This window comes from Alteromonas sp. AWJ4_197 (genome assembly GCF_056160285.1).
Window position 1 is genome coordinate 90,062 of the sequence record NZ_JBSWWW010000009.1, and the last position, 13,153, is coordinate 103,214.

Genomic DNA, 13,153 nt, shown 5'->3' on the forward strand with positions numbered 1-13,153 from the left:
CCTTAGCCTTTTACCGCAGCAGCGAGACGTTTAAGAACTTCCTGACGGGGGCCGTCAACAATAATGTGACCCTGGTCGATAACAATAATGCGGTCAACCAGTGAGAGAAGAGAGTGCCGGTGGGTATTCAGAATTAAGGTTTTCCCTTTCGTTTCTCTGTCCAGCAGCTCCTTTATACGTTGTTCTGCTGTGGCGTCCATGGCCGAAGTCGGTTCATCCATCAAAAACAGTGACGGGCGACGGATGAGTGCCCGTGCCAGAGCAACAGACTGACGTTTGCCCCCGGACAGTAATATTCCGCCTTCTCCCACACTGAGATTCAGACCGTCAGGATGATGGTTAACAAAATCAGTTAAACCGCAGGCATTGAGTATCTCCCAGATAAAATCTTCGTCGTAGTCTTCCTTAAACACCGTGATGTTGTCACGCAGACTGCCGGTAAACAGATTAATATCCTGAGGTACATAACCTATCTGATTACGCAGCGTACTCGGTTCGTATTGCTGTAAATCAATATTATCCAGAGTGATAAGGCCACTGGTTGGCGCATAGGCGTGCAGCAACAGTTTGTGCAGCGTAGTTTTACCGGAACCGTTATTGCCAAGAATTGCTACCCGCTCACCGGCTTCGATGGTGAGGGACATTCTGCTAATCACATGGGATGGCTGCTCAGGATAAGCAAAGGACACTTTATCGAAGTGCAACCGGCCATGAATGCGGGTATGCTGCGTCCATTTTTGTTCGGCTTTTGACTCATCTTCTTTGGCCATTAAGTCAGACAAGGTTTCGTAAGCGGTCTTAGCATGATGATATTGTGACAGCAGGCTGGCAGCCTGTGATAATGGTCCCATTGCCCGTGAAGACAACAAATACGCCGCGATTAGCCCGCCTTGCGTAAGTTCGCCGTCCACGATCAGAAATACGCCGACGACAATCATAGACACGCCCACGGTCTGCTGGATCCAAAGTGCAGCACTGCTGACCGATGTACCTGCGATACGTAATTTGGCATTGAGTTTTGCCAGATAAATGGAATGCTGTTCCCATTCATGCTGCACATGATGACCGGCATTAAAAAACTTAACGTCATCGAACATGTTGACTGATTCAGTGACCAGCCCGTTTCTGGCTGAGCCGGCTTCACTTGCACTGCTGGCGAGCCTGGCCATATTGCGCTGGGCGTAAAGCCCGAAACAAATCAGTAAAAGTCCGCCCACCAGAATTGGCAGTGATAAAAAGCCGTTGATGAGCGCAATAATGACAATAAAGAACACGGCGAAGGGCAGATCGACCAGCGCCACAAGGGTTAGTGAATTCGTAAATCCGCGGATTGCTTCAAAAGATTGCAGGTTATTGACGAAGGCACCTGTGGAGACCGGCTTTTCCTTAAACGAAAAGCCAAGCACTTTTTGCATTAAATTCGCCGTCAAAGTGATATCGATACGACTGGCTGCCAGTTCTACAAAGAAATGCCGCAGCATACGTAATGAAAACTCTGCAAACAGCACCATAGCAGCACCGATAGCCAGTACCCACAACGTTTCCGTCGCCGCGTTTGGCACTACCCTGTCATACACATTCATCACAAACAGTGGCATGGCAAGAGAAAGCAGCCCGATGAATATTGAGGCCAGCAAGACATCTTTATACAGCGAAATCGCTGAAGCTACGGTATGCCAGAGCCAGTGCACACCTTTTTGAGAATTAGATACCGATGCCGGTTTTCCGATGCGCCTGTCTGGACGCAAAAACATAACGAACTGAGTATAGTCCTTCTCAATATCCTCTAAATCGACGACTTCAACGGTTTCCGGTGCTTCAGGGAATACCACTTCAGCCTGGCCGGATTCAATCTGACAGGAAACTAACACGCAGGAACGCTGTTCTGACAACACCAGAATTGCCGGCAATAATGCGGGATTTATTTCAGTCAATTCACGTTTGACCACCTTGCAGTTAAGACCTACCCTGCTGGCAGCGCGGGGCATCACCGATGGTGATAATTCCCCGTTGTCCATTGGCAATCCTGCCATAACCGCATCGGGCACGAGGGTAATGCCGTGGAAATCACAAATTGCTTTCAGGCAGGCCATCAGGCAGCCGCCATGGATTTCAGAGGATTCTGCCAGCTTCTCGATTGCGGGGCCAGACAACTTAGGTTGCGCCATTAATTGATGTACTCCGGCGAATCTATGGAAGAGTTAAGTACCACGACAACGGCTTCCACCCGCCGGTTCGCCAGGTTCGCTTCAGGTGAAATGTCATTGATAAGGGGCTTATCTTCACCCAGGCCGATGGCAGAGATGCGTTGCTCATTACTACCGGACTGAACTTTCAGCCATTCAGCAACGGCATTGGCACGCCGCACAGAGAGCATCATATTGTAGTGAGACTCCCCTTCCAGTGAGGCGTGGCCGTATACAACGACGCCGGCTGCGGGGTCTTTACCGAGCGTATCCAGCATAGGCTCAAGTTTAACGAGGTATTTAGGGTCCAGTTCAGCGGAGTCAGCGCCGAAAGGAATAACCACTTCTGATTGATGTTTTACACCAATGATGTCACCGGTGTTTTGCTGCTGAGTTGCGCAACCAAAGTCATCCACTGCGGTATCAAAAGGTGTATCAGGACATTCATCCCACAAGTCGGTAATGCCATCACCGTCTGTATCACGGATCAGAATATTGGTTTCCTGAGACATCACATCGATGGTTTCAGCCGGACAAACGTACATAGGATCGTATACGGCTTCCGACAGACGAATAGCTTCAGTTAAATCAAACTCATCCCGGGTCACCGTAAGGTATTCAGCCAGTTCACCACCACCGGCCATCAAACGTAAAATGGCTTTGTATTGAGTAAAAACAGCTTCGGTGTATGCCCGGCCGGATTCATAGGCTTCGTTCTCTGAGTCCAGTAAATCCAGTAAAGTCCGGTCACCGATTTTGAATTGATCCAGGTAAGCGGTACGCACCCTGCTGGAAGATAGCCGGTGCTCGTTCAGAGCCGGGATCTGTCTGTCCAGATTGCGAATGTCGTTGTAGGCTATCTGCACTGTCTGACGAACATCGCGGCAGGATTTATCCCGCAGATCTTTAGCCTGATCGGTTACTGCCAGCGCAGCACGGATAGACGCCCGGTCTGCGCCACCATTGTAAAGATTGTATGAGAACTGGAGTCCGATTTGCCCTTCGGTCTGAGTGTTGTCCAGACCCGCATCGTCCCTGGACTGAGAACCGTAACTGCCCACCAGATTTAATGTGGGATGATAACGACTTTTGGCTGAATCGATGCCGTAATTGGTTGAATTAACGTTATACCATGATGCCAGAAAACCGGGATTGCGCTTGTAGGCTTCAAGCAAACTCTCTTCCATCGATAACGGGATCTCAGCGTTTATGAGATTGTCTACCGGTTCAAGTTCCGCCGGCGGCCGAAACCCGGTTAATCGCAGGAAGCGGGAAGAGACATCATGCAAATTAGACTGTTCGGTCATCACGTTAGATTCAGCCAGATACAGACGCCCGCTGATCTGTTCCAGATCTGCTCGTCTTGCCACACCGGCAGCAGCACTTTTTTCAATTTGTTTGTAGACGTCGACGTGGGTTTTGAGGTTGTCTTCTGCCACCAGTAACAACTCGCGGTAAAGCAATACGTCCGAGTAGGCAGTGGCAACCTCTAATGAAATCTGCTCAACTTGATTCAATAGTTCGAGGAATCTGACTTTTTTCGCCGACTCAAGACGCTTTACTTCCGACGAGGTAAAGAAGCCGTCGTAAAGCATTTGGGTAACAGAAATACGGGCTTCATTGGATACATAACTCTGGTCAAGACCGTAGTTCCGGCGCACCAGACTTGAGCTGGCAGTAACATCCACTTTCGGGAGATAGCCCGATCTGGCAATTTTCACATTTTGCTCTGCTTCCAGAAATTCCCGCCACGCTGCCTGCACATCAGGATTTGTGTCAATGGCTTGTTTTACGACTTCTGTCAGGCTCACTGGTGCTGCACTCACAAGTGCACCGCCCAGCGAGAAACCTGCTGCTAAACCCACGGCCAAAATTCGAATCCGCATGAATACCCCATTTCCGTTTACCGACAAATATCCATTTTCGCTATTGATTCCCTGTAGTTGTAAAAGTAGTCACGAACTTTGAAGCCCGCAAACCGGCAGGAATGAATTTTTATTACGGAAAAAAAATTTGATTTTTAATTGCTATAAAAACAGGCATTTAGATTCAGACTGTTCTCAGGTACAGGGTCAAACTTTTTGCGGCAACTAGTTTTTAGTGCATCAAACGTAAAAGGTATTGAATTATGTTGAACGTAACTAATGTGTCCGGTGACGTATTTATCCGCCTTCCCAACGGGGATGAATTCCCTGTCTCAGCCGGCGATACGATCCCGTCAGATGCGCAAATCGTTTCAGACAACGGTGGCCAGATCATCACTCAGGAACAGGGAGCCATTGACCTTGTTCCGGGTGCACCGCAACTGGTAGCAGATGTAGAATCATTTGAAGCATCTGCTTTCGATGATGAATTCGTGGTTTACGACGATTCTCTTGATGACATGCTTGCCATGGTTGACGGTGGTGATGCGGGATTTGACTCCACCGGTTCGCAGGGCGTTCCGGATATTGATGCCCTGCTGAGTGGCGACGGAGACATCCTTGATGCGTTAGAAGAAACTGCGGCCGGTGGTGGCGGTGGTGCCGGTGGCGGCGGTGCGTCATTTGTGCAATTAAGCCGTATTGCCGAAGATATAGATCCGCTGGCATTTGATTATGAGCCGGCGACAACAGAACCACAGAATATCGAGCAGGATCCTGCCGGCACAGCGACTCAGGACGAACCCACTACACTGGACAACATCACCGTTTCCGGTGATTTTCCGCCTGTAGTAGCCGGTGATTCTAACCTGGAACCCGGTACCCCGATTACAATTACAGTTATTGATGAGACTGGCGCCGAAACAGTTATTGACGTTATCGTTGCAGATGATGGCAGTTTCAATGCTACGTTACCGGATACGCTGGAAGACGGTACTTTCGATGTTGTTGTTGAAGCACCGGATCCTCAGAACGGCACAGTTACGGTATCAGAAACATTTGTGGTTGATACCACACCTCCCACTATCGATGTAAATCCCATCGAGGTTACCAATGATGAGTTTCCCGAAATCAGCGGCACTTCAGATTTGCCTGCAGGCAGCGAAATATCCATCACAATTACTGATTCGGACGGAAACGAGCAAACTATCACTGCTATCGTTCTTGAAGATGGCAGCTTCTCTGCAACGCCGGTAGCCCCTCTTGCGGAAGGCGCTTTTGATGTAGTGGTTACCGCCAGCGATGAAGCGGGTAATACGACGTCAGTGAACGCCACCGGTGAAACAGATTTCACTCCACCAGAGCTTACTTTTGAGGTAAATGCAGCTGAGGGAGAAGCGCCTGTATTAAGCGGTACGACTGATTTGGCTCAGGGCAGTGTCGTTGAAATTACCGTGACCGGCGCAGATGGCAGCACTCAAACATTTACTGCCGATGTCCTCGCGGACGGCAGTTTTAATCTGACTTTACCGGACAACTTCGCTGAGGGTGATTACACAGTAGGTGTAACCGCAACGGATGCAGCCGGCAACCAGACTCAGGCTAACGACACCTTCTCTGTAACTGCGGCAGAGCCAGCACCGGCAGAAGAGACAACACCTGACGCACCGGCCGAAACCGGCGAGACAACCACTCCGGGCGAAACCGGCGAGACAACGACACCGGGCGAAACCGGCGAGACAACCACTCCGGGCGAAACCGGCGAGACAACGACACCGGGCGAAACCGGCGAGACAACCACTCCGGGCGAAACCGGCGAAACAACCACTCCGGGCGAAACCGGCGAAACCGGCGAGACAACTACTCCGGGTGAAGCCGGCGAGACAACTACTCCGGGTGAAACCGGCGAGACAACTACTCCGGGCGAAACCGGCGAAACCACAACTCCGGGTGAAACCGGCGAAACAACGACTCCGGGTGAAACCGGCGAAACAACGACTCCGGGTGAAACCGGAGAAACAACCACTACTCCTGAGGGTGGCGACACTACAACTTCCCCTGAAGGTGGCACTACTACCCCGCCTCCCTCAGAAGGCTCGACAGATGTCGATCCCTCTGAGCCAGTAGAACCATCAGACCCCGTCGATCCTGTTGAGCCAGATACAACAGCGCCTGAACTGACTATCAATCCACCTGATGTAGATTCCGATACTACGCCTGTCATTTCCGGTACAACGGACTTACCAGCCGGGGAGACCGTCACGCTGACTGTCACTGGTTCAGACGGCAATGAACAAACAATTACAGCTACCGTTGAACCTGACGGCACTTTCAGTGCAGAAGTCCCTGCTGAGCTGGCAGAAGGCGGATTCACTGTTGAGGCCACCGCTACTGACGAAGCAGGTAACACAACTACGGTTACCGCGACTGGTGGTGAAGTTGACACGACTGCCCCAACGGTCACGCTGGATGCGCAAGGTTCAGGCAACGACACCACACCTACTATTTCCGGTACCACCGATTTGCCAGCGGGAGAATCTGTGACGTTGACCGTGACAGATGCGAATGGTGATGCGCAAACTGTAACGGCTACCGTACAGCCAGACGGTACGTTTAGTGCCGATGTGCCTGCGGAAATGGCAGAAGGTAGCTTTACCGTTGAAGCGACAGCCACCGATGCAGCTGGTAATTCCACGACTGCAACAGTAACTAGCGGTGAAGTTGATACCACTGCACCAACAGTCACATTAGACGCCCAAGGTACAGGTAACGACACCACCCCGACTATTTCCGGCACCACGGATCTGCCAGCGGGCGAATCAGTGACGTTAACCGTGACAGATGCCAACGGTGACGCGCAAACAGTAACAGCAACCGTACAGCCAGACGGCACTTTCAGCGCCGATGTCCCTGCGGAAATGGCAGAAGGTAACTTCACTGTCGATGCCGCTGCCACGGATGCGGCCGGCAATACCGGCACGGCTTCAACGTCTGGTACGGTGGATACCACTGCTCCAACAGTCACGCTGGATGCACAAGGTACCGGTAACGACACCACACCAACTATTTCAGGCACCACCGATCTGCCAGCCGGTGAATCTGTGACGTTAACCGTTACGGATGCCAACGGCGATGCACAAACCGTCACCGCTACCGTGCAACCTGACGGTACCTTCAGTGCCGATGTCCCTGCAGAACTGGCTGAAGGTAGCTATACAGTTCAAGCCACTGCAACAGATGCAGCAGGAAACACAGCATCTGCAACCACTTCAGGCACAGTGGATACCACTGCACCGATGGTCACACTGGATGCGCAGGGCACCGGTAACGACACCACCCCGACCATCTCAGGTACCACCGATCTGCCAGCCGGTGAATCCGTCACCCTGACGGTGACCGATGCGAATGGTGATGCGCAAATTGTGACGGCTACTGTGCAACCAGACGGTACGTTCAGTGCCGATGTCCCTGCTGAAATGGCAGAAGGTAGCTATACCGTTGAAGCGACGGCCACCGATGCAGCTGGTAATTCCGCGACTGCAACAGCAACAGGCGGTGAAGTTGATACGACTGCACCAACAGTCACACTCGATGCACAAGGCACAGGCAACGACACCACACCAACTATTTCAGGCACCACCGATTTGCCAGCGGGAGAATCCGTCACCCTGACGGTGACCGATGCGAATGGTGATGCGCAGACTGTTACCGCAACCGTACAGCCAGACGGTACGTTCAGCGCCGATGTGCCTGCAGAACTTGCAGAAGGTAACTTCACCGTTGATGCTGCGGCAACCGATGCAGCCGGCAATACCGGCACTGCTTCAACCAGCGGAAATATCGACACCACTGCGCCGACAGTCATACTGGATGCACAAGGTACAGGTAACGACACCACGCCGACTATTTCCGGCACCACGGATCTGCCAGCGGGAGAATCTGTGACGTTAACAGTCACTGATGCCAACGGCGATGTGCAAACCGTTACCGCTACTGTGCAACCTGACGGTACATTCAGTGCCGATGTGCCTGCAGAAATGGCAGAAGGTAACTTCACTGTCGATGCTGCTGCCACGGATGCGGCCGGTAACACTGGTACTGCCTCGACCTCAGGTACGGTGGATACCACTGCACCGACAGTCACACTGGATGCACAAGGTACCGGTAACGACACCACACCGACTATCTCAGGCACCACCGATCTGCCAGCGGGCGAATCAGTTACGCTGACAGTCACCGATGCCAACGGCGATGAACAAACCGTCACCGCGACCGTTCAGCCAGACGGTACCTTCAGTGCCGATGTCCCTGCAGAAATGGCAGAAGGTAACTTCACTGTCGATGCTGCGGCAACCGATGCGGCCGGTAACACCGGTACAGCCTCAACGTCCGGTACAGTGGACACCTCCGCACCGACGGTAACATTAGACGCTCAGGGCACTGGTAACGACACCACACCAACTATTTCAGGCACTACAGACCTGCCAGCCGGTGAATCTGTGACGCTGACAGTCACTGATGCGAATGGTGATGCGCAGACTGTAACGGCTACTGTGCAGCCAGACGGTACGTTCAGCGCCGATGTACCAGCGGAAATGGCAGAAGGCAACTTCACCGTTGATGCAGCCGCTACCGATGCCGCCGGTAACACTGGTACTGCTTCTACGTCCGGTACAGTGGATACCACTGCACCAACGGTCACTCTTGATGCTCAAGGTACCGGTAACGACACTACCCCGACTATTTCTGGTACCACGGATCTGCCAGCCGGTGAATCAGTGACGTTAACGGTCACTGATGCTAACGGCGATGCACAAACTGTTACCGCAACCGTACAACCAGACGGCACCTTCAGCGCCGATGTCCCTGCGGAAATGGCAGAAGGTAACTTCACTGTTGATGCTGCCGCCACCGATGCGGCCGGTAACACCGGCACGGCTTCAACGTCCGGTACGGTGGATACCACTGCCCCAACGGTCACGCTGGATCCCCAGGGCACAGGCAACGACACCACGCCTACGATTTCCGGCACCACGGATCTGCCAGCCGGCGAATCTGTGACGTTGACGGTCACCGATGCAAATGGTGATGCGCAGACTGTAACGGCTACCGTACAACCAGACGGCACCTTCAGCGCCGATGTGCCTGCAGAATTGGCTGAAGGTAGTTACACGGTCGAAGCGACGGCTACTGATGCGGCGGGTAATTCCACGACAGCAATAGCAACTGGTGGTGAAGTTGATACCACTGCACCAACAGTCACTTTAGACGCCCAGGGTACAGGAAACGACACCACGCCAACTACTTCAGGCACCACCGATCTGCCAGCAGGTGAATCTGTAACGTTAACCGTGACAGATGCGAATGGTGATGCACAGACTGTTACCGCAACCGTGCAGCCAGACGGTACGTTCAGCGCCGATGTGCCAGCGGAAATGGCAGAAGGTAACTTCACGGTTGATGCTGCGGCGACCGATGCTGCCGGCAATACCGGCACTGCCTCAACCTCAGGTACGGTGGATACCACTGCACCGACGGTAACACTGGATGCCCAAGGTACCGGTAACGACACTACCCCGACTATTTCTGGTACCACGGATCTGCCAGCCGGTGAATCAGTGACGTTAACAGTCACTGATGCCAGCGGCGATGCGCAAACCGTCACCGCTACTGTGCAACCTGACGGTACATTCAGTGCCGATGTGCCTGCAGAAATAGCAGAAGGTAACTTCATCGTTGATGCAGCAGCCACCGATGCAGCCGGCAATACCGGCACGGCTTCAACCTCAGGTACGGTGGATACCATTGCACCGACGGTAACACTGGATGCACAAGGTACAGGTAACGACACCACCCCGACTATTTCCGGCACCACGGATCTGCCAGCGGGCGAATCAGTGACGTTAACCGTGACAGATGCCAACGGTGACGCGCAAACAGTAACAGCAACCGTACAGCCAGACGGCACTTTCAGCGCCGATGTCCCTGCGGAAATGGCAGAAGGTAACTTCACTGTCGATGCTGCCGCCACCGATGCCGCCGGCAATACCGGCACGGCTTCAACGTCTGGTACGGTGGATACCACTGCTCCAACAGTCACACTGGATGCACAAGGTACCGGTAACGACACCACACCGACTATCTCAGGCACCACCGATCTGCCGGCAGGCGAATCAGTTACGCTGACAGTCACCGATGCCAACGGCGATGCACAAACCGTCACCGCTACCGTGCAACCTGACGGTACCTTCAGTGCCGATGTCCCTGCAGAACTGGCTGAAGGTAGCTACACGGTGGAAGCGACTGCTACCGATGCAGCTGGTAATTCCACGACAGCAATAGCAACTGGTAGTGAAGTTGATACCACTGCACCAACAGTCACTTTAGACGCCCAGGGTACAGGAAACGACACCACCCCGACTATTTCCGGCACCACCGATCTGCCAGCAGGTGAATCTGTAACGTTAACCGTGACAGATGCGAATGGTGATGCACAGACTGTTACCGCAACCGTGCAGCCAGACGGCACCTTCAGTGCCGATGTGCCTGCAGAACTGGCTGAAGGTAGCTACACGGTTGAAGCGACGGCCACTGATGAGGCGGGCAATTCAACGACTGCAACAGCAACTGGCGGTGAAGTTGATACCACTGCCCCGACAGTCACACTGGATGCGCAGGGTACCGGTAACGACACCACACCAACTATTTCAGGCACCACGGATCTGCCGGCAGGCGAATCTGTGACGTTAACGGTCACTGATGCCAATGGTGATGCACAAACAGTAACAGCAACTGTGCAACCAGACGGTACGTTCAGTGCCGATGTACCAGCGGAAATGGCAGAAGGAAACTTCACGGTTGATGCTGCCGCCACCGATGCAGCCGGCAATACCGGTACAGCCTCAACGTCCGGTACAGTGGACACCACTGCACCAACGGTCACGCTGGATGCTCAAGGTACCGGTAACGACACCACACCGACTATTTCCGGCACCACAGACCTGCCGGCAGGTGAGTCAGTGACGTTAACCGTGACAGATGCGAATGGTGATGCGCAAACTGTAACGGCTACCGTGCAACCAGACGGTACGTTCAGTGCCGATGTGCCAGCGGAAATGGCAGAAGGTAACTTCACCGTTGATGCTGCCGCCACCGATGCAGCCGGTAACACCGGTACAGCTTCAACCAGCGGTAATATCGACACCACTGCACCAACGGTCACTCTTGATGCACAAGGCACAGGCAACGACACCACACCAACTATTTCAGGCACCACCGATCTGCCAGCGGGCGAATCAGTTACGCTGACGGTCACCGATGCCAACGGTGATGCACAAACCGTCACCGCGACCGTTCAGCCAGACGGTACGTTCAGCGCCGATGTGCCTGCAGAAATGGCAGAAGGCAACTTCACCGTTGATGCAGCCGCGACCGATGCAGCCGGCAATACCGGCACTGCTTCAACCAGCGGAAATATCGACACCACTGCGCCGACAGTCACACTGGATGCACAAGGTACCGGTAACGACACCACACCGACTATCTCAGGCACCACCGATCTGCCAGCGGGCGAATCAGTTACGCTGACAGTCACCGATGCCAACGGTGATGCGCAGACCGTAACGGCTACCGTGCAACCTGACGGTACCTTTAGTGCAGATGTGCCTGCGGAAATGGCAGAAGGTAACTTCACCGTTGATGCTGCGGCGACCGATGCTGCCGGTAACACTGGTACTGCTTCAACCAGCGGTAATATCGATACCACTGCACCAGTAGTAACACTGGATGCTGAAGGTCTTGGAAATGATGCTACGCCAACTATCTCCGGCACCACGGATCTGCCGCCGGGTGAGTCTGTGACATTAACCGTCACTGATGCAAATGGTGACGTACAAACATTCACTGCAACAGTTCAGCCTGATGGTACGTTCAGTGCTGATGTGCCTGCAAACATGGCCGATGGCAACTACACGGTTGATGCATCTGCTACGGATGCCGCGGGGAATACAGGTAGTGCTTCAACAAGTGGAGAGGTGGATACCACAGCTCCTACAGGAAATATTGTTGTTACCACAACCTATGATGATGCAACACCCATGATCACCGGTACGTTGGATATTCCTGAAGGTGATATCGTTACACTTGTAATCACCGATGCTGCCGGAAATGAGCAAACTCTTACTGTTCCTGTAGCCGCAGATGGTTCATTCAGTGTTGAAGTTCCCACCGATCTGGCTGAAGGTGAGTTCACGGTTCAGGCATCAGCTACAGATGATGCTGGTAATACTGCTACGGCAACGCTCACTGCAACTATTGATATGGCCGCTCCGAGCTTAATCATCGATCCTATTGATATCACCAATGACAACTCTCCGACAGTTACAGGCAGTACGGATGTAGGTGTAGGCACTATTGTCCTGTTAACCGTGACGGATTCAGATGGCGTTGAATACAATCTGTCTGCAGTTGTTCAGGCTGATGGAAGCTGGAGCTCAGATCTCCCCATTCTTCCGGACGGCTCGGTCACCGTTGAGGCGCAGGTTCTGGACGATTCAGGCAATATCGTGAACGTGAGTGCTGCGGGCACAATCGATACAGCCGATCCGGGCATCACGCTGGACACGTTTGTCGATACAAACGATGTGCAGCCTACGATCTCCGGTACTTCAGATGAGCTGGGCGCAAATGTCGAAATCGTGCTTGTAGACGGCTTAGGTGTTGAACAAACCCTCTCTGCCACGGTTCAGCCTGATGGTACCTGGTCTGTCAATGTACCATCAGATCTCAATGAAGGATTACTGACAATCGACGCATCGGTCATGGATGATGCGGGCAACGTTGCAACTGTCAGTACCTCAGGATTAATTGACCTGACACTGCCAGTGCTGAACGTGAATGCCATTAGTGACCTCACCAGCGACACACCGCTTATCAGCGGTACGTCTGACGAAATCGGCGCACTGGTAACCATCGACATCACTGACGGTAACGGCGATACCCAGAGCTTCAACGCGACAGTTCTCGGCGACGGTACCTGGTCCGCCAACGTGCCCATGGCGATTTCAGAAGGCTTGCTGGATGTGAACGTGTCGGTACTGGATGCAG

Annotated in this window: 3 protein-coding genes; 1 reads left to right on the forward strand and 2 read right to left on the reverse strand. The window is 53.1% G+C overall.

Annotated elements, in window-relative coordinates; genetic code table 11:
* Window positions 1–2: 2 nt before the first annotated feature.
* Both ACXAGC_RS19265 and ACXAGC_RS19270 read right to left on the reverse strand, forming a co-directional pair.
* Window positions 3–2,168: a type I secretion system permease/ATPase gene (locus ACXAGC_RS19265; RefSeq protein WP_474846434.1), complete on the reverse strand. Its 2,166-nt coding sequence runs from the start codon at window positions 2,166–2,168 to the stop codon at window positions 3–5.
* On the reverse strand, window positions 2,168–4,072 hold the full coding sequence (locus ACXAGC_RS19270; RefSeq protein ID WP_474846436.1) for a TolC family outer membrane protein: 1,905 nt from the start codon (window positions 4,070–4,072) through the stop codon (window positions 2,168–2,170). Before ACXAGC_RS19270 ends, ACXAGC_RS19265 begins: the two co-directional genes overlap by 1 nt.
* A gap of 242 nt (window positions 4,073–4,314) precedes the next feature.
* On the opposite strand from ACXAGC_RS19270, the gene ACXAGC_RS19275 reads away from it, so the two are divergent.
* Window positions 4,315–13,153: Ig-like domain-containing protein (locus ACXAGC_RS19275; RefSeq protein WP_474846438.1), on the forward strand; the 8,839-nt coding region annotated here is incomplete at its 3' end.

What these genes read in the sequence shown, in the direction of transcription:
- ACXAGC_RS19270 (WP_474846436.1), bottom strand. Translation starts at nt 4,072, where the DNA reads ATGCGGATTCGAATTTTGGCCGTGGGTTTAGCAGCAGGTTTCTCGCTG.
- ACXAGC_RS19265 (WP_474846434.1), bottom strand. Translation starts at nt 2,168, where the DNA reads ATGGCGCAACCTAAGTTGTCTGGCCCCGCAATCGAGAAGCTGGCAGAA.